This window comes from Bradyrhizobium sp. SZCCHNR3119 (assembly GCF_032487775.1).
Classification (GTDB): Bacteria; Pseudomonadota; Alphaproteobacteria; order Rhizobiales; family Xanthobacteraceae; genus Bradyrhizobium.
The window spans coordinates 800,719-819,305 of sequence record NZ_JAUEUV010000001.1 but is presented as its reverse complement, the minus strand read 5'-3'; the positions used below and the strand labels follow the sequence as shown (position 1 = coordinate 819,305).

The following is an 18,587-nucleotide window of genomic DNA, read 5'->3' as shown; positions in this document are numbered from 1 at the left end:
CCTTCACCTCATCCCACAGAGTTCGTCAGCCCAAACGAGCCGGCGTTGGCCGAAGCTCAGCCGCGCGATCTTGATTCAAACGCGTCCGGCCATGAAGACCACGAATTGGACAAGGCGTTCAGTGCGACACTTGCGCGCCTGACGAACGGTATTTCGCCGGTCGCGCTATCGATGGCGTATCTCGATTGGGCTTCCCATCTCGCCGCAGCGCCCCAGCGTCAAATCGAAAACGTTCGTGATGCCATGCGTTCCAGCAACAAGTTGCTTCAGCGAGCACTCCATTATGCCGCTCCCGAGCGGAGACCCTGGGATTTGGTTAGGCCCAAGCCGACCGACCACAGGTTCATGAAGCCTGAATGGGAAACGGAACCATTCAATTTGCTCGCCCAAGCCTTCTTGCTGGGCGAGCAGTGGTGGCATAACGCGACAACGGGCGTTCGGGGTGTCGCGGCCGCGAACGAAGCGGTTGTCGAGTTTTCGGTGCGGCAGGTCCTTGACATGTTCGCCCCGTCTAACTTCCCATGGAGCAATCCCGAAGTCCTGCAGAAAGCGTTTCAGACCGGCGGTGAGAATTTCGTTTTTGGCTGGCAGAACTGGTGCAGTGACCTGCTGCAGCTGTTGGCCTCAAGTGCGCCGGGGACGGGAGAGCCGGAGTTCGTCGTCGGCAAGACCGTCGCAGTCTCGCCGGGCAAGGTAATCTATCGGAACGAACTGATCGAGCTCATTCAATACAGTCCGACGACCGAACAGGTGCGGCCAGAGCCGATCCTGATCGTGCCGGCGTGGATCATGAAATATTACATCCTCGACCTGTCGCCTCATAACTCGCTTGTGAAATATCTCACTGGGCAAGGTTTCACGGTGTTCATGATCTCCTGGCGTAATCCCGGTGCCGGGGATCGTGATATCGCTTTCGATGATTATAGGACACTTGGCGTCAAGGCGGCGCTTGACATGATCGGGCTTATCCTGCCCAGACGACGCGTCCACGCGCTAGGCTACTGCTTGGGCGGCACTTTGCTGGCGATCACGAGTGCCGCGATGGCGCGTGACGGTGACAATCGGCTCAGATCGATCACGCTCTTGGCTGCACAAACGGACTTTACCGAAGCCGGCGAGCTCACGCTGTTCATCAATGAAAGTCAGGTTGCCTTCTTGGAAGACATGATGTGGGAGCGCGGCTATCTGGACACTACACAAATGGCGGGCGCGTTCCAACTGCTTCGCTCCAACGATCTGGTCTGGTCGCGGGTGTCGCGAGATTATCTGATGGGCGAGCGGGTGCATCCGAGCGATCTCATGGCCTGGAATGCAGACGCGACCCGGCTGCCATACCGGATGCACTCGGAGTATCTGCGGAATTTGTTCCTGCACAACGATCTCGCCGAAGGTCGTTATGCGGTGGATGGTCGGCCGATCGCGCTGTCCGACATTCACACGCCGATGTTCGTGGTAGGGACCATCCGTGATCACGTGGCGCCGTGGAGGTCCGCCTACAAGATCCACTATGAGGTGGATGCGGACGTGACATTCATATTGACAAGCGGTGGGCACAACGCCGGTATTGTCGCGCCGCCGAGCGAATCCGGCCACTTCTATCAAGTAAGGACCAAGCTGGCGGACGCACCTTATCTCGGTCCGGATGAATGGCAGCGGACGACGCCTCGTGTCGAGGGAGCTTGGTGGCCCGAGTGGATCGGCTGGCTTAATGCCCGATCGGGCCAGCCTTGCGATCCGCCCTCCATGGGCGTCGCCGGTGTATCGGACGATTTACCCGAGGCACCGGGAGATTACGTACATACGTGACGAAGTCGCGCAAGCGGAGCGGCGTTGCTATCGTGGAAGCTGAGCTCGACACTGCGCAAGTGTCGTCTCCGCTGTTCCGGACGCATCGATGATCGGCCAATCAAGGGGGCCGACATCGTATTGTTCCTGCAGTTCGGCGATCTTCGGCGTCGCATCGGAGGCGTCGGCCCGACGCGCGCCGATGCGTGCCTGGCGCACCGCCAAATCCGCCACCAGAAAAAATCCGGAAAATGCAATCTTCATTTGCCGGGCCAAACCGGCCACCGATGTCCGTTCGTCCTCTCGAGCAAAGACCGCATCGACCACAACGGAAAAGCCCTGTGCCAGGACGCGGCCGGCGCGCTCTGTGAGAAGATCATAGACTCTCCGACTCGTGTCTGCTGAGTATGCCTCGGGCGGCAGACGATCCGTCTCGCGTGCACCGAATAGCTGCTTGCGAAGGACGTCAGTACGTAACACGATAGCACCTGGTGGGGGTGTAAGGGAGGGAGCAATTGCGCGCGCCAAGACGGACTTGCCAGTCCCTGAGAGCCCCCCAACAGCGATGAGAGCCGGGGCGGCCGGATGGATCAGACGCCGCGCGAGTTGGAAATAGCGCGTTGCTGCCTCGAGAATGCCGGCGTGGTCGGAGCCGGCTCGATCGAGCTGCGCGAGCAGAACCTCAGCTCGGATGGCCGACCGCATCGACATGAACAGCGGGAGCGCGGCGAGGCCGTCGAGATGATCGATTGGCGTGACCGCGAGATAACGATTGAGCAGGTGATTGGCGGCGGCCCGCTGATCGTACTGGACCAGGTCCATCAACGGAAAAGCAAGATCGTAGAGAACATCGATGGAGGCGATCCGCTCGTCAAATTCGATTGCGTCGAACAGGACAGGTTTATCTCCGACCAGGACGATGTTGGCCAAGTGAAGGTCGCCATGGCAGCGCCGGACGTAGCCCCGCCGGCCGCGATCTTCCAGCATGGGCTTCAGATGAGTGAATGTCGACTGTGACATCTCGGTCAGTTCGTCGATCTCGCTCGATGCGAACCAAGGAACGGCCTTAAATGCTTCGACATACGCTTGGATGATCGTTGGAATCGAAGCGATCCACGGTTCGGCGGGTCGCGGGACGGCTACGTCGTGCGACGCCGCGATCGCCTCGGCCGTGCGCTCGGCGAGCACAGAACTCACCTCTCCCTGCGCGGCGAGGTGGTCAAAAGTACAGTTTTCGTCGAAGCGAGTCATTTCCACGGCATATTCGACGGGCGTTCCGGGCCCACCGATCGAAAGCGAGCCGTTCTCCGCCCGCATGATGCCGACCACGCGGCGATAAATCTCCGGAGCAAAGGGCTTGTTGATGCGAAGTTCGTCCTCACACGCGGCCTTACGTTTTTCCAAAGTGGAATAATCAAGAAATGGAAACCAAACGGCGCGTTTGATTTTGAGGGCGCGATCACCTTCCAGGAACACCGAAGCCGCATGTGTGTCGATACGATGGACATGGGGATGCCGTGCTGGATCGCCAAGAAAGGCTAGCACGGCCTCTTGCAACGCATTCGGAGATGACGACGGCATCATGCTATTCGTCCGGTACAAGAACGGCGGCACCCAGGATTTCACCGCGCTTCAACTTGGCTAGCACCTCATTTGCTTCCACGAGCGGATAGGGCGTGGTGTGGGTACGGACGCGAGCTTGGAAGGCTACTTTCAGGAAATCCAAACCGTCGTGGCGAGTCAGGTTGGCCACAGAGACGAGCTGTCGTTCTCCCCACAACAGCCGATAGGGGAAGCTGGGCAGGTCACTCATGTGGATGCCTGCACAAACCACGCGACCTCCCTTCCGGACCGCGCGCAGCGCGAGGGGAACCAGCTCTCCGGCAGGCGCATAGATAATGGCGGCGTCCAGTGGCTCATCCGGAAGTTCACCCGATGCGCCCGCCCATGTGGCGCCAAGCTCAAGGGCGAGATTCTGGGCGGCTTCGTCGCCCTTGCGGGTGAAGGCGTAGATTTGGCGGCCTTGCCAGCGCGCCACCTGAGTGACGATGTGGCCAGCCGCACCAAAGCCATAGATGCCAAGGCGATCCGCCTTGCCCGCCATCACGAGTGAGCGCCACCCGATCAGCCCGGCGCATAAAAGCGGAGCGATTGCGACATCGTTGTCGCCTTCGCCAAGCGGGAACGCGTAGCGCGCATCTGCAATCGTATGAGTGGCAAAGCCGCCGTCGCGCGTATAGCCGGTGAACAACGGACGATCACAGAGGTTTTCCATGCCGTCCCTGCAGAAACGGCAAACCCCGCACGTATGTCCCAGCCAGGGGACGCCAACTCGCTCGCCGAGCCGATGCGTCGTCACGCCTGGCCCGATCAGATCGACGCGTCCGACGATTTCATGCCCCAGCACGATCGGATATCTAATGTTGGGCAGTTCGTTATCCAACACATGCAAGTCGGTCCGACATACGCCACAGGCGTTGACCCTCACGCGGATCTCACCTGGGGCGGGGGTGGGATCTGCTCGATCCTCGAGTTGAAGAGGGCCGCCCTCTCTTCGTAGCACCATGGCACGCATGGATCGACCTCCAGGTGACTGGGATCCTCCAGTAGAATGACGGCCGCAATCTGCCTTTGACATCTGTCAAGGTACTAGGCGGAACCATGTCGATGATGACATGATGGCTCAAGGCGCCGCCAAACGGCTCGCGGCATTATGCATCGTTCACAAGCCCGAACACCATGCTGGATTATGATGTCGAGCCGGGAGGTGAACGGTTCGGGTTGTGAGTCGTTTCAAGAGCCAACACCAAACCCGCTTGGTTAATTGTCGGATGCTTCGCTCATGTCGACCTATCGCCTCAAAAATGTGCTGTCGCCGCGTTCGATCGCGTTGATTGGTGCAAGTCCGCGCCGAAATTCCGTCGGGCGAGCTATCCTCGAAAACATCAGGAAGTCCGGGTTCAAAGGCAACCTCGGGCTGGTCAATCCGCGTTATGGCGAAATCGCGGGCGTTACCGCGGCGCGGAGTCTCGATCAATTGGCGTTCGTTCCGGAATTGATCGTCATTACCGCACCTCGCGCATTTGTTTCAGAGTTGATCGACCAGGCAGGGGGGCAGGGAACTGCCGGAGCGCTGATCATCACTTCCGGACTCGGGCATGGTCCGGGTTCTTTGGCCGAGCAGGCGGAACGAGCCGCTCAAAAGCACGGCATGCGTCTTGTTGGGCCCAATTGCATGGGCATCATGATGCCGGACGTCGGCCTGAATGCAAGTTTCGCGGCGCACATGCCCTGCGCCGGCAGCCTCGCCCTGATATCACAATCGGGGGCGATTGCCGCGGGGATGGTGGATTGGGCGGCCCAGCGCGATGTCGGCTTTTCTGGCATCGTCTCGATCGGTGATCAACTCGATGTCGATGTCGCCGACTTGCTGGATTATTTCGCATTGGACGGCAAGACCCGCGCGATCCTGCTCTACATCGAATCCATCAACGACGCTCGGAAGTTCATGTCCGCGGCGCGGGCCGCCGCGAGGATCAAGCCGGTCGTGGTCGTCAAATCGGGCCGGGGCGTGCCGGGGGCGATGGCTGCCGCGACCCATACCGGTGCGCTTGCGGGGACGGATGCCGTTTATGATGCGGCCTTCCGACGGGCTGGCATTTTGCGCGTTTCCGACTTGCGCGAATTGTTCGATTGCGCGGAGACGTTGGGACGAGTCGAATCGCCGACGGGAAAGCGTCTCGCCATCCTTACCAACGGAGGAGGAATCGGGGTGCTTGCCGTCGATCGCCTTGTCGAACTCGGAGGAATTGCCGCAGTCGTTTCGTCTGAGAGCCTCGGGAAGCTCAATGCCGTGCTACCGCCGACCTGGTCTGGATCGAATCCGGTCGACATCGTCGGTGACGCGGATGCTGCCCGTTACACTGCCGCTCTCGAGGTGTTGTTAGCCGATCAGAACAATGACGCTGTACTGGTCATGAATGTTCAGACTGCGATCGCGTCTGCCGAACAGATCGCGGTGACGATCACTGAATTGGTGAGCGGATACCGTAAGCAGCACCGACGCTGGGCGAAGCCGGTTCTCGCTGCCTGGATCGGCGCGGACCAGGCCATCGTGGAAACCCTGAGCAGCGCGTCGATCCCAAATTACCCGACGGAAGACGATGCCGTTCGTGGCTTCATGCATCTGGTTCGTCACCGGGAAGTCGTGGAGGCGCTCGCGGCGGTGCCTCCGGCTATGCCGGACTCCTTTGTCCCGGATATCGAGACCGCTCGCAGCATTATCTCCGCGGCATTGGCCGACGGAAGGACTTGGCTTGATCCGGTCGAAATCAAGCGGCTGCTCGGTGCCTACGACATTCCGATGGTCCAAACGTTCGCCGCGGCCGATGTTGATGCTGCGGTCGACTATGCGACGGAGTTATTTAGTCAAGGCGCGACAGTGGTATTGAAGGTCCTCTCTCGTGATATCGTGCACAAGTCCGATGTCGGCGGCGTGGTGCTCAATTTGACGACGCCGCAGGCGGTCCGCACGGCTGCGCTCGACATCATGGAGCGAGCCAAGAAGCTTCGCCCGGATGCGCGGATTTCGGGTGTGATCGTGCAGGCTATGGTGGTGCGCGCCAAGGCCCGTGAGCTGATCATGGGGCTTGCCGACGATCCCACCTTCGGCACGGTCGTTGTGTTTGGCCGTGGTGGAACCGCGGTCGAGATCATCAACGACAAGGCATTGGCTTTGCCGCCGCTGGATCTGCACTTGGCGCGCGATCTGATCGAGCGTACCCGGGTCTCTCGGTTGCTGCGCAGCTATCGGGATGTTCCCGCGGTCAAGCCGGACGCGGTCGCATTGCTCTTGGTCAAGCTGGCTCAGCTGGCGGCCGATCTCCCGGACGTCCGCGAACTCGACATCAATCCGTTGTTGGCCGACGAGAGTGGTGTGTTGGCGGTCGACGCACGCGTGGTGATCGGCAAGGTGCAGCCGAAGTTCAAGGGATCTGGTCCATCGAATTTCGCTGTTCGGGCCTATCCGACCCAGTGGGAGCGTCACCTTCAGATCAAGGACGGCTGGCGGATTTTTGCTCGTCCCATTCGTCCGGAAGATGAGCCGCTGATCCACGAATTTCTGAAGCACGTGACCGGTGAAGATCTGCGGTTGCGTTTCTTCGCCCCGATGAAGGAGTTCACCCACGAATTCATCGCGAGATTGACGCAGCTGGACTATGCCCGAGCGATGGCGTTCGTTGCCTTCGACGAAGCCACCCACGAATTGGTTGGGGTTGTGCGCATTCACTCCGACTCGATCTATGAGAGCGGTGAGTATGCGATCTTGCTTCGCTCGGATTTGAAGGGGAAAGGGCTCGGCTGGGCCCTGATGCAGCTGATCATCGAGTATGCAAAATCGGAAGGGCTCAAGATGATTTCGGGCGACGTGCTGCAGGAAAACATCATCATGCTCGATATGTGCCGTCAGCTCGGGTTCGAGGTGAAGCCGGATCCCATGGAGCACGATCTCTGTAACGTACGACTAAGGTTGTGACGTGATCTTCGCATGTCGTTTGGACGGGACGGGCAATCAGGGGTGGCTAGCGCCGCTGGAAGAGTGGCCTCTCAAAGTTCTTATGATGATGCCGATCAGCGGCACGAGCAGATGCGGTACAAGGACGTCCAAAGGATTGTTCAAGGCGCCAGCGACGTTGGACTGAAACGCTCGTGCCTCGAATTGTAACGCTTCGATCGAAGCTCCGTGAATTTCGTTGGCAAGCTCGAGCTCGCGTCCCGAAGGCGAGCGGGCGGCGAACGCAAGTAGGATTACCGCAATAGCGACGTCGATGGCACCTAAGACGGCAGCCGCTGTGATGGCAGACCAGATCTGGATCAGCCAGAAATACGCTGCTAGCTCGAACATCAGAAGCCCGAATACCGCAAGGAGAGCGGCAAGTGCTCGCAAGCCGAAGCCCCAGAGCAGGTGACGAAGGCGGATATCGGCGATGATCCTGTCCGTCCGCCAGAGGACGCGCAAATGATTGACGACGTTGTCCGTGTTCACCTAACTTCTCCTGAATAGCAGGCCAATGACCACGCCGAGTGCGAGAGCGGAGCCAAGTGATGCGATCGGATGTTGACTGACGAGCTTTTCGAGCTGAGCTTCCTCCTGCTCCAGTGCGTCGCTCAGCTCTTGGAATGTAGACTTCATCTGGGCGGCCACCGATCTCACCTCTTCGTCTGACTTTTCGCGAAGGGATGCTCCCCTTTTTGACAAGGCGTCAGCGAGGTCTTTCTTGAGGGCTTGCAGCTCATCTTTGATTGCGCTCGCATCGAACATTGGTCGCCGATCCCATTGTACCTGCTAATGCTAGGAGGTGTTGCGGTGCAGGGATTGATCTGGCTCAATCAGCGTCACTGGCAAGGCGGTTTGAGCTAGGTCAATTTTGGTGTTCGAAGGCACCTTAGGAAGGAAGAGGTCTCGCGGGCCTCAGGCGAGGGAAGGACATCGTTTTGGGTACCCAACCAGTATTGACGGCTGAGGCCGCAGGAAGCTTGCTCGAGCTTCGTCCGAGCGGCGCATGGACCGCCGCAAATGTCTCCGTGCTTGAACGCCTGACGAATTCGGTCGCGGCCGACACCGATCGTCCTGTGGCGGTCAAGATGGACCTGAAAGGCGTAAGCGAACTCGATACGCTCGGCGCTTGGCTCTTAGAGAAGCTGTCGCGGCGGCTCGGTTCAGTTGGACGCGGCGTCGAGATGGTAGGGATTGCCGACAATTACGTTGGCTTGATCGAGGAGGTCCGGCGGGTCAACCGGGAGCCCGTTGTGAGCCCGCCCAAGGCATCTCCTATAGCGGCCAAGCTTGATGATCTGGGGCGATCCAGCATCGGGGCGGTCAGCGAGTTTGCTGTGTTTCTCGAGATGCTGGGATCGCTGTTCCTGGCGACGGCGAACGTGCTGCGTCGTCCGCGCTCGCTGCGACTGACGTCGCTTGTGTATCAAATGTACCGGATCGGCTGGCAGGCGATCCCGATCATCATGCTGATCACATTTCTGATCGGCGCGATCATCGCCCAGCAGGGAATCTTCCATTTTCGCCGCTTCGGTGCCGAGTCCTATGTCGTCGACATGGTGGGGATTCTGGTTCTGCGAGAACTCGGGGTTCTAATCGTGGCGATCATGGTGGCAGGGCGCTCCGGCAGCGCTTACACGGCCGAGCTCGGCTCGATGAAGATGCGTGAGGAGATCGATGCATTGCTGACGATGGGCCTTGACCCTATCGAGGTGCTGATCCTGCCTCGTGTGGTCGCTTTGATCCTGACCCTTCCGATACTGACCTTCATCGGATCTATGGCAGCGCTTTACGGTGGAGGTCTTGTGGCGCAGTTCTATGGTGGCATGGCGCCGGCTATCTACATTGCCAGGCTTCATGATGCGATCTCTCTCACGCATTTCGAGGTCGGCATGTACAAGGCGCCGTTCATGGCTCTTGTCATCGGCATCGTTGCATGCAGCGAGGGGTTGCGCGTCAAGGGCAGTGCCGAATCGCTCGGTCTGCAGACTACGACCTCGGTCGTAAAGTCGATCTTCTTGGTGATCGTGCTCGATGGCCTGTTTGCGGTCTTCTTCGCGTCCATCGGGATGTAGCCATGGAGCAGAGTGCAGTAGCCGTCGCCATTCACGTCAGCGATCTAGTGGTCGGCTTCGGACGGCAGATCGTTCTCGACCATCTTTCACTCGATGTGCGTAAGGGGGAAATCCTCGGTCTGGTCGGTGCGTCGGGCGGAGGCAAATCGGTGTTGATGCGTACGATCATCGGTCTGATCCCACGCCGAAGCGGAACGATCGAAGTGATGGGAATCCCTGTCGGCGCTGCTGCGCGGCAGAACAGGGAAGATGTTGCGGGACGTTGGGGCATTCTCTTTCAGCAGGGAGCGTTGTTTTCATCGCTCACCGTCAGGCAAAATATCCAATTCCCGCTGCGGGAAAGTCTTCAAATGTCGCAGTCATTGATGGATGAGATCGCAACGGCGAAGCTCGAGATGGTTGGCCTGACCCCGGAGGACGGCGAAAAATTTCCAGCTGAACTCTCGGGCGGTATGACCAAGCGTGTTGCACTGGCGCGCGCGCTCGCCCTCGATCCCGCAATCGTGTTCCTTGATGAGCCGACATCGGGCCTCGATCCTATTTCGGCGGGCGATTTTGATGCGCTGATAAAGACGCTGCAGAAAACTCTGGGATTGACGGTTTTCATGGTCACCCATGATCTTGCGAGCCTGAACGTCGTCTGCGATCGAGTCGCGGCGCTTGCGGATGGCAAAATCGTTGCGGTCGGGCCGATGCGCGAGCTGTTGCTTTCAGAGCATCCCTGGGTGAAGGCCTATTTTCACGGCAAGCGTTCCCAGATGCTGCAACCGAAAGTGAGTTGAGAGATGGAAACCCGCGCTCCCTTTGCCGTGATTGGCGCTTTCGTTCTTGCCGCTATTGTCGCCGTTTTTGGCTTCGTCTATTGGCTCAACAACACCGGCGGACTGGGGCCTCGGACCAGCTATCATGTGCAATTCGAGGGCTCGGTCCCAGGATTGCTCGTCGGTGCCGCCGTTCTCTTCAATGGGATCCGCGTCGGAGAGGTTACCCAGTTGGGGCTCGCACCGGAGGACCCACGCCGTGTCAACGCCACGATCTCTGTAGCTTCTGCGACGCCGGTCCGGGCGGACACCAAAGTCGGTCTCGAATTCCAGGGCTTGACAGGCGTTCCGGTGATCGCCCTGGAGGGCGGTACGCTCGTAACGGTGTCCGGTCCAATCCCGACCTTGATCGCAGAGCCAGGAGCTGGCCAGAGTATGACGCAGGCTGCGAGGGATGCGTTGCGCCGGGTCGACGCCGTGCTCGCTGAAAATGCCGGACCGTTGAAGGACACCATCGGGAATTTCAAAACGTTCTCGGATGGGCTGGCGCGCAATACCGGGAAACTCGATGGTATCGTCGCCGGGCTTGAGAAGCTGACCGGAGGTGGCACACCAGCCCAGAAGGTGACCTATGATCTGCAGGCGCCGAGTGATCTTGGGCGTCCTACCAAGATATGGAAAGGCCAGCTGGCGATCCCGGAACCCACGGCCGTTGCCATGCTGCAGACGCAGCGCATGCTGTTCTTCCCGGCTAAAGATTATCCGGCCTTTGCCGAGTTTCTCTGGGCTGACAGCATTCCAAAGCTGTTGCAGGCACGGCTGATCGATAGTTTTGAGAACTTCGACGTCGCGCACGCGCCGCTCCGGAGTACCGACGTCGGCCAGCCGGATTATCAGCTCTTGATTGATGTCCGACGCTTCCGGATCTCGACCGAGCTCGAGCCCGTCGCCGAAATCGGCGTATCCGCACGACTGGTCGACAAGAATGGAAAGGTGATCGCTTCGCGGTTGTTCGAGCAAAGCCAAAAAGTCGGCGAGCTCGATCCGGCGGCGGCCGTTTCCGGCTTTGACGGCGCGTTTGGCCGTCTCGCCAAGGATGTTATCGCGTGGACGACACAGGCGCTTTAGACCGGACTTGCTCGGGGGCTAGCGCTTTGCTTCCGAAGCCCGCATCATGAGACGGCAGCGAGGGCGCTTCGTACTCCTCGCTGTTATTCGAGGGTCTTCAGATAGGACAGCAAGTCGTGAATCTGCTCCGGTGCGAGCCTAAATTGCGGCATCACAGGGTGACCGGTCACAATTCCTTCCGCCAAGGCCTCGCTGAGCGATTCGACAGGGTAGCGTTGGTGTAGCGTGCGGAAGGGCGGCGCGGGTTTGAGGGGGCTGTCGCCCGTCCTGCCGATCGCGTGACATCTTGCGCAATGGGCTTGCGCATAGGTCCGTCCGCGTTGCTCCGCGGTGTGGGCAGCCAGAGCCGGAGACAGTAGGGCAAGGGTCAGAAGAATCTGACACGAGGTGAGGCGCAGCATTCGCAATCCGTTGGCGGCAGGGTCGCCTCAACTCAAGATATTGGGCCCAACGCGAGGCGATTTGATTTGCATCAACTGCCGAGCGGATGATCGGTTAGAATGCCGCAAACGTTGGTGGCTCGGCCGTTCGGAGCAATGCATGAAGATGTCCCTGGTTGCGGTCGACCCGAATGGGCAGGCCTGTACCGACTGCGCTGTGCGGCAATTCAGCCTCTGTGCGTCTCTGGACAAGGTGGAGATGCGGGAGTTCGAACAACTGAGCCGACGGGTTCAGTTCGCGAGCTGTGAGACCGTATTTACGCAGGAAGATACGACGTCATATTTCTACAATGTGCTTGACGGAGTGGTACGACTTTACAAGCTTCTGCCCGACGGGCGAAGGCAGATCGTTGGGTTCGCCCTTCCCGGCGACTTCGTAGGCATGACGACCGAGCAGCGACACTGCTTTTCGGCGGATGCAATCGGTCCGGTAACAGTCTGCCAGTTCGCCAAGACACCGTTCGCGCGTTTTGCGGACGACAAGCCGAACTTGTTGCGGCGCATGAACGATCTGACCGTCCAGGAGCTGAATCAAGCCCGTGACCACATGGTTTTGCTTGGACGTCGTTCGGCAGAGGAGAAGGTCGCCATCTTCCTCGTGGGCTGGCGGGATCGTCTCGCCGAACTCAGGGGGATATCGGATATCGTTCCCTTGCCAATGAGCCGGCAGGACATCGCAGATTACCTCGGCCTGACGATCGAAACGGTGAGCCGGACGTTCACCAAGCTCGAGAGAGAAGGGATCATCGAGATCGTGCCAGGAGGCGTCTGCCTGCGCGATCCTGCCCGCGCCGAAGCGCTCGCCGCGGCCTGATCGGGCGGGGGACGGCTGGCTCCGGTTTGATCCGGATCAAAGACCTAAGCGGCTGTCGAAAGGACAATGCTCCAAACTCAAGGGGAGGGAGAGGCATGCCTTTCGACGCTTTGGTGGTCAGTCTGGCCGTATTGGCCGTGTTCGTGGCGTTCGCTGCAGTGCTGGCCTGGGCCGATTCGCAGACCAGCCCGCTGAAGTTGAAGAAGGATATCTCAGGTCGGAAATAGGCGCTCGTAGCGCGCATCTGAGATGGTGGAGGACTGCCCTGGCCGGGCATCAGCCGCCTAAGGAGGCCTTCGCAGCCTGCGGAGCAGCATCGACATTGTCGAGAAGACATCTTATAGGTGTCTGGCATATTGCTTACTACTTTGGTCTCGGCTGTACTGTGGCGGATTCCCTGTGCCGATCTGTCGTATTCCGAAGCGGTACGAAAGGCGGAACGAACAGGCACTCTTGCTGGCCTGAGAGTTTCGGCTTCCTCCCGCTTGTTCGATGGCTGTTGGCGTGACCAAATCGTCCTGTCTTGCGTCCTTGGGTCAGCACCCCGCCAGCGTCACGGTAATATCTTCCGGTCGGCGATCCGATGCTGGAGGAACGGCGTGATTGACGAAAAGAAGGGGGTCTCTCGGCCTTCTGCAAGCGGCAAACTCTCTGTGCTCCGCCAGCATCCGATTTTTCGTGACCTGGAGGCCGATGCGCTTGACCAGCTTTGTCGGTACGCCAAGCCCACCACGCTGAGGCGCGGTGCCGCGATCTTTTCCAAAGGCGATTCGGGCAACAGCCTCTATGCGGTCATCAGCGGCACCGTCAAGATCAGCGTGTCGTCGCCGGACGGCCGGAACGCAATCCTGAACCTGATCAGCGCGGGTGAACTGTTCGGTGAGGTCGCCGTGCTCGATGGCGGGGAGCGGACCGCCGATGCGACGGCCAACACCAATTGCGAGATCTTTGTCATTGATCGCCGCGATTTTTTGCCGTTCGTGAGAAGCCAGCCTGCACTCGCCATGAAGTTCATTGAGCTCTTGTGCGATCGATTGCGCTGGACCAGCGATCAGGTCGAGCAGCTCATTCTGCAGGATTTGCCTCGTCGTCTCGCAAGCGCCCTGCTTGGCCTGACCGAGAAGCGCAAGCTCGAACCTGGCAGCCGGACCATTGCGATCACCCAGCAGGAAATCAGCGAAATGGTCGGCATGACCCGGGAAAGTATCAACAAGCAGCTGCGCGCTTGGGCAGCCCGCAACTGGGTCCGGCTCGAGCATGGCGCCATCGTCCTCTTGAATCCGGAGCCGCTCCGGGCCTTGGCCGAGGCCGGTTCAAAGCACGAAGCGTAAGCGCGGACTATTACAAATAGCCCGCGCCGGCTTCCAGTGCGAAGCGGCCGGGATCGCCCTCCCAGACGATGCGGGCGTGCTCCAATACATAGACCCGATCCGCATGCGGAAGTGCGAAGGTGACGTTCTGTTCTCCCAAGACGACTGTGATCGGGGTCGTCTGTCGCAGCTTTTCCAGAGCCTTGGAGAGTTGCTCGAGGATGACGGGCGCAAGCCCGAGCGTCGGTTCGTCGAGGATCAGGACCTTGGGCTGCATCATCAGTGCGCGGCCGATGGCCAGCATTTGCTGCTCGCCTCCAGAAAGCGTCTGTGCAAGCTGGCTTTGTCGATCCTTCAAAATCGGAAATAGCTCGAATAGCCAACTCAGCTGCTGAGCCCGCTCTTGATCTGAAAGATGCTGGCCTCCGAGATCGAGATTTTCGCGCACGGTCATTTCGCCGAACAGCTCGCGCGATTCCGGGCATTGCACGATGCCCTCGCGCGCGATCCGCGCCGGGCTGATCCCGCGCAACGGGGCGCCGTCACGAATGACGTCGCCGCTATAGGGCAGGAAGCCAGAGATGGCGTTGAACAGCGTGGTCTTTCCGGCGCCGTTGAGACCGACAATGGAAACGAATTCGCCATGATGGACGTGGATCGAGACATCGTCCAGGGCCTGGGCCTTGCCATAGACGACACTGAGATTCTTCACCTCCAATGCTGGGACCTTGTCCTTGAAGCTGACCTCGGGGCGCGCTGACGTTTCGATCGCGCCACCTAGATAAACCCGGCGGACCGTTTCGTTACGCATGACATCCTCGGCGCGCCCGAAGGCGATCTCTTCCCCAAGATACATCGCGAGCACTTGGTCAACCAGCGCTGCCACGCTCTTTACATTGTGGTCGACCAGCAGCACCGCGCGGCCCTCGTCGCGAAAACTACGAATCAAAGCCGAGAAGGTGCCGACCTCAGCCATCGTGAGGCCAGCGAACGGCTCATCCACGAGCACGACTTTGGGCTCGCGCGCGATCGCTTTCGCGAGTTCAAGACGTCGAAGGTCGGCAAAGGGCAACGTCGGCGGGCGCCGGTTCATGACCGCGCCAAGACCGACGCGGTCCGCGATCCACTTGGCCCGTTCGGTCAGTTGCTTGTCCGGAAACAGCATCAAGAGGCTGTCCGGCAGCAGCGCAACCAATATGTTTTCCAGAACGGTCTGTCGGTTCAGCGGTCGCGAATGCTGGAACACCGTGCCGAAGCCTTTTCGCGCGATCTTGTGCGCCGGCAAACCCGCGACGTTCTCTCCTTGGAAAATGACCTCACCGGCGGTCGGCCGTTCGATCCCCATGATCGATTTCATTGCCGTCGACTTGCCGGAGCCGTTCGGCCCGATCAGCCCCAGGATCTGTCCGGCATGCAGATCGAAATTGAGGTTCTTCACCGCGGTCAATCCGCCATAGCGCTTCACGAGGCCGCGTACCTGAAGGGGCGCCGTCGAAGTTGTGCCTGCATCCGTCACGAGCGCGCCTCCCGAGACAGGGCCGCGCCGAGGAAGCCGCCCGGGAAGAACAGGACGACCAGCAGCGCCACGAAAGACACGATAAAGGTTGCGAGCTCTCCTGTTGGTCGCAGAAACTCGCCGGCGACGATCAGGAAGATTGCCCCGAGCGCGGCTCCCAGAACGGTCCGTCGGCCGCCAAGCACTGCGGCGACAATCACGTTGACGCCGACGGCGACGTCGACCACGGTTCCGACCGAGGCGGTGCCGAAGTAGAACACCAAAAGCGCACCTGATAGGCCGGAAAAGAACGCGCTGACGATAAAGGCGAACAGCTTGTGCTTCACGATATTGAAGCCGAGCGCGCCCGCCTGAACAGGGTCTTGTCCACTGGCCTGCAGCACCAGGCCGAGCGGCGATTGCGACAGTCCATAGAGGATCGCCGCGCTGATCGTCATGAATCCGAGAGCGATCCAGTAATTGGCATTGGCACTGATGGTAATGACGTCGGGGATCGTCAAGCCGATCTCACCGCCGGTAAGGTCGGCGAACACTACGACAAAATTCTGCAGCATCAGCACGGCAACCAGGGTCGTTAGGCCGAAATAGGGACCGCGGACTCGCAGCGCCGGCAGCGCCAGGACAAATCCCGCGATGACCGATGCGATGGCTCCCAGCACGATACACACGTAAACCGACCAGCCATATTGGTTGTTGACGATGCCGGCAGTATAGGCGCCGACGCCGATCAGGAAAGTCGGGCCGAAATTGACCTCGCCGGCGAAGCCGAACAGCAGATCCCAAGCCATCGCGAAAACGCCGAAGTAATAAGCGACGGTCAGCAGGCCAAGTACGTAGCCGGAGACGTAGAGCGGCAAGGTTGCTGCGACGAGAACGACGACGAGCGAGATCACGAACAGGCGTGATGTGAAGAATCCCGACATGCTCATCGCCTCCCGAGCAGGCCTTGCGGCCGGATATACATCACGAAAACGAGGAGCAGCAGAGCAGGGATGGTGCGGTAAGCGGGCGAGACCAGGTAGGCCGTCAAGGTCTCGAGATAACCCACGACGAAAGCGGCGATCAAGGATCCCGATACGCTGCCGAGCCCACCCAGCACCACGATCGAAAAGGCGCTCGCCGTCAACGGACCGACGCTATAGGAACTGACGCCAAGAAACATCCCCAGCAGCACGCCGGCGATGCCGGCCAGCACACCATAGATCGCCCAGACCACGATATAGATGTTGGTCAGTTCGAGACCGAGCAGCGTCACGCCGCGCGGATTCATGGACGCCGCGAGCACAGCCTTTCCCGTGCGGGTCCGATTCACCAACGCCCAGAGTAGCGCGATGACCAGACAGCAGACGATGGCGGTGAAGATCTCATTGCTGGGTGTTCGTACGCCCAAGATATCGACCACGCCCTCGACGATCGGCAACACGGTTTTGGCATTGTTCGTAAAGAAATAGGCAATCAGCTCCTGGATCATGATGCCCCAGAGCAGGGTCCCGGTCAGGACAAAGATCTCCTTCTCTTCATTCGGAATGCGCCGAGACCGCTGGATTGGTTGCACGACCGCAAAATAGGTGGCGAAGGCCGCGATCAGTGCGGCCAAGATGCCGATCAATGCGCCGGCGTAGGTGCCGGTATGAAGAATGCTCGCGGCGGCCCAGGCCGCCACGGCAGCGAGCACCATGATGGCGCCGTGGGACAGGTTAAGCACCCCGGATACACCGAAGATCAGGGTGAATCCGGTTGCGCCTAGCGCATAGAGCGCACTGACGGCAAAGCCGTCGATCAGGATCTGGAGTGCACGCATGGACCTGGGCTGAGACAGCAGAGCTGTCTTCAAGAGGAGAGGCAAAAATGTCCCGCCCCGATCGGAGCGGGATAGCGCTGGATATCAGTTCGAGGTGACCTTGATGAAGCTCGGGAACTTCATGGGTGACTTCGCGATCTCCTTGGGCCAGACCGCAACCTGCTGTCCGTCCTGCCACTGCAGCATCAGCCCGGTGATCAAGCCTTTGCCGTATTTGATCGAATGCGTGAACGGATCATCCTTGCCGTAGAATTGCACGCGGCCGATCGTCCCCTCCCAGTCGGTCTTCTCCAGCGCTTCGACCATTTTGTCGGCATCAGTCGAGCCCGCCCGCTTGACCGCGTCGGCAATGTAGTAGACCTCGTCATAGGCCGTGTAACCGGCGTAAGAAGGGTAGTTGCCGTATTTGGCCTTGAAGCCCTCCGAGAAGGGAACGGACTTCGGGGTGACGGCCACACCGGTGCCGGAAACACCCTGATAGAGCACGCCGTTGGCGGCATCATTGGTGTCCTTGCCGAAGGTAGAGTTGGTCGCCTGCGAGCTGATTCCGAACATCGGGATCGGAACCTGCTGATTCTTCCACTGCACGGTGGGTTGGACGCCGACGTGAGAGATGCCGGTGATGATCACGTCCGGCTTGGCCGCTTCGATCTTATTGAAGATCGGCGTGAAGTCGGTGGTGTCAGGCGAGAAGCGGATGTGGTCAAGGACCTTCAGCCCGATCTTCGGTAGACATTCCTCGTAGCCAACGTCGAGCGGCTTGGTCCAGGCGGCGTCCTCGCTCATGATGACGGCCGACGTCATGTGCTTGCCGTCGACCAGGAGTTCCTTGGCCGCGTCGCAAACGGACTGCGCGAGTGCCGCAGACGTCAGGTACCCATGAAAGGTATATTTGTTTTTCTCGTAGTCCGCATGCACGCTCTTGCTGATCTCGTTCGATGCCGCGCCCGGCGTAATGAACGGCGTTTTCAGCCGGGACGCCCAGGGCTCAAGTGCCAGCACCACCTCGCTGATATAGCTTGCGATGACGATATTGACTTTGTCTTCGTTGACCGCGCGCTGGAACGCGCGAACCGAATCGGCGGAGGAGGAGTGATTGTCATAAGTGACGATCTCGATCTTCCGCCCATCGACACCGCCCTTGGCGTTGATCTCATCGGCCGCCATCTGCGCCGCCTGCGGGATGGACGCGCCGGCGATGGCCTGCGCTTCTGCGATCACGCCGATTTTAAGCGCATCGGCTGCCCTGGCAGGGCTCAAGGCCGCGCCCAGAAAACCAGCTGCACTCAGCGCGAGCAAGCCGCACCCCGACCACGATAATGCAATGCGGGAAACCTTCGTCATATTTCTCTCCCTGGAATTTCACTTGTTTTTCTTCATTGTAGCGCCGCTTGCGAGAT

At 59.7% G+C, this 18,587-nt stretch carries 17 protein-coding genes; 8 read left to right on the top strand and 9 right to left on the bottom strand.

Annotation, left to right across the window (positions count from 1 at the left end; genetic code table 11):
• Positions 1–45: 45 nt before the first annotated feature.
• Positions 46–1,806 carry a PHA/PHB synthase family protein gene (locus QX034_RS03735; protein ID WP_315727974.1) on the top strand — a complete coding sequence of 587 codons (1,761 nt, stop codon included), beginning with the start codon at positions 46–48 and terminating at the stop codon, positions 1,804–1,806.
• Between the two features lie 27 nt (positions 1,807–1,833).
• On the opposite strand, the gene QX034_RS03730 is transcribed toward QX034_RS03735, so the two are convergent.
• Positions 1,834–3,366, bottom strand: a complete 1,533-nt coding sequence (locus QX034_RS03730; RefSeq protein WP_315704952.1) for an AAA family ATPase — start codon at positions 3,364–3,366, stop codon at positions 1,834–1,836.
• A gap of 4 nt (positions 3,367–3,370) precedes the next feature.
• Positions 3,371–4,360 carry a zinc-dependent alcohol dehydrogenase family protein gene (locus tag QX034_RS03725; protein WP_315704514.1) on the bottom strand — a complete coding sequence of 330 codons (990 nt, stop codon included), beginning with the start codon at positions 4,358–4,360 and terminating at the stop codon, positions 3,371–3,373.
• 267 nt (positions 4,361–4,627) lie between these two features.
• Between QX034_RS03725 and QX034_RS03720 the strand changes: the two genes are divergently transcribed.
• Positions 4,628–7,321 (top strand): bifunctional acetate--CoA ligase family protein/GNAT family N-acetyltransferase, encoded by a 2,694-nt coding sequence (locus QX034_RS03720; RefSeq protein WP_316190134.1) that lies wholly within the window; start codon positions 4,628–4,630, stop codon positions 7,319–7,321.
• Between the two features lie 36 nt (positions 7,322–7,357).
• Here the strand turns inward: QX034_RS03720 and QX034_RS03715 are convergent, their stop codons facing one another.
• Complete coding sequence (locus tag QX034_RS03715; protein WP_315704512.1) at positions 7,358–7,831, bottom strand: phage holin family protein; 474 nt, start codon at positions 7,829–7,831, stop codon at positions 7,358–7,360.
• Positions 7,832–8,107 (bottom strand): hypothetical protein, encoded by a 276-nt coding sequence (locus QX034_RS03710; protein WP_315704511.1) that lies wholly within the window; start codon positions 8,105–8,107, stop codon positions 7,832–7,834.
• A 173-nt stretch (positions 8,108–8,280) separates the two neighbouring features.
• Here QX034_RS03710 and QX034_RS03705 point away from each other — a divergent pair, with 173 nt between their 5' ends.
• From QX034_RS03705 to QX034_RS03695, 3 genes are read left to right on the top strand one after another with little or no spacing between them, the layout of a single operon-like run.
• Positions 8,281–9,417 carry an ABC transporter permease gene (locus QX034_RS03705; RefSeq protein ID WP_315704510.1) on the top strand — a complete coding sequence of 379 codons (1,137 nt, stop codon included), beginning with the start codon at positions 8,281–8,283 and terminating at the stop codon, positions 9,415–9,417.
• A gap of 2 nt (positions 9,418–9,419) precedes the next feature.
• Complete coding sequence (locus QX034_RS03700; RefSeq protein WP_315704509.1) at positions 9,420–10,199, top strand: ABC transporter ATP-binding protein; 780 nt, start codon at positions 9,420–9,422, stop codon at positions 10,197–10,199.
• 3 nt (positions 10,200–10,202) lie between these two features.
• Positions 10,203–11,306, top strand: coding sequence for an ABC-type transport auxiliary lipoprotein family protein (locus QX034_RS03695; protein WP_315704508.1), 1,104 nt, complete (start codon positions 10,203–10,205; stop codon positions 11,304–11,306).
• An 83-nt stretch (positions 11,307–11,389) separates the two neighbouring features.
• Here QX034_RS03695 and QX034_RS03690 read toward each other — a convergent pair whose 3' ends face one another.
• A complete protein-coding gene (locus QX034_RS03690) occupies positions 11,390–11,707 on the bottom strand; it encodes a cytochrome c (RefSeq protein WP_315729623.1) in 318 nt (105 codons plus the stop codon).
• 139 nt (positions 11,708–11,846) lie between these two features.
• On the opposite strand from QX034_RS03690, the gene QX034_RS03685 reads away from it, so the two are divergent.
• From QX034_RS03685 to QX034_RS03675, 3 genes are all read left to right on the top strand, one after another.
• On the top strand, positions 11,847–12,560 hold the full coding sequence (locus QX034_RS03685) for a helix-turn-helix domain-containing protein (protein WP_315704506.1): 714 nt from the start codon (positions 11,847–11,849) through the stop codon (positions 12,558–12,560).
• A 95-nt stretch (positions 12,561–12,655) separates the two neighbouring features.
• Complete coding sequence (locus QX034_RS03680) at positions 12,656–12,787, top strand: hypothetical protein (RefSeq protein ID WP_315704505.1); 132 nt, start codon at positions 12,656–12,658, stop codon at positions 12,785–12,787.
• A 372-nt stretch (positions 12,788–13,159) separates the two neighbouring features.
• Positions 13,160–13,891 carry a Crp/Fnr family transcriptional regulator gene (locus QX034_RS03675; RefSeq protein WP_315704951.1) on the top strand — a complete coding sequence of 244 codons (732 nt, stop codon included), beginning with the start codon at positions 13,160–13,162 and terminating at the stop codon, positions 13,889–13,891.
• A gap of 10 nt (positions 13,892–13,901) precedes the next feature.
• On the opposite strand, the gene QX034_RS03670 is transcribed toward QX034_RS03675, so the two are convergent.
• From QX034_RS03670 to QX034_RS03655, 4 genes are all read right to left on the bottom strand, one after another.
• Positions 13,902–15,386 carry an ATP-binding cassette domain-containing protein gene (locus QX034_RS03670; protein ID WP_315704504.1) on the bottom strand — a complete coding sequence of 495 codons (1,485 nt, stop codon included), beginning with the start codon at positions 15,384–15,386 and terminating at the stop codon, positions 13,902–13,904.
• Entirely contained in the window at positions 15,383–16,309 is a 927-nt protein-coding gene (locus QX034_RS03665; protein WP_315704503.1) for a branched-chain amino acid ABC transporter permease, read from the bottom strand. The genes QX034_RS03670 and QX034_RS03665 overlap by 4 nt, the downstream gene beginning before the upstream one ends.
• Before the next feature lie 2 nt (positions 16,310–16,311).
• Entirely contained in the window at positions 16,312–17,187 is an 876-nt protein-coding gene (locus QX034_RS03660) for a branched-chain amino acid ABC transporter permease (protein WP_315704502.1), read from the bottom strand.
• Positions 17,188–17,271: 84 nt separating this feature from the next.
• Positions 17,272–18,531 carry an ABC transporter substrate-binding protein gene (locus QX034_RS03655; protein ID WP_315704501.1) on the bottom strand — a complete coding sequence of 420 codons (1,260 nt, stop codon included), beginning with the start codon at positions 18,529–18,531 and terminating at the stop codon, positions 17,272–17,274.
• Positions 18,532–18,587 lie beyond the last annotated feature (56 nt).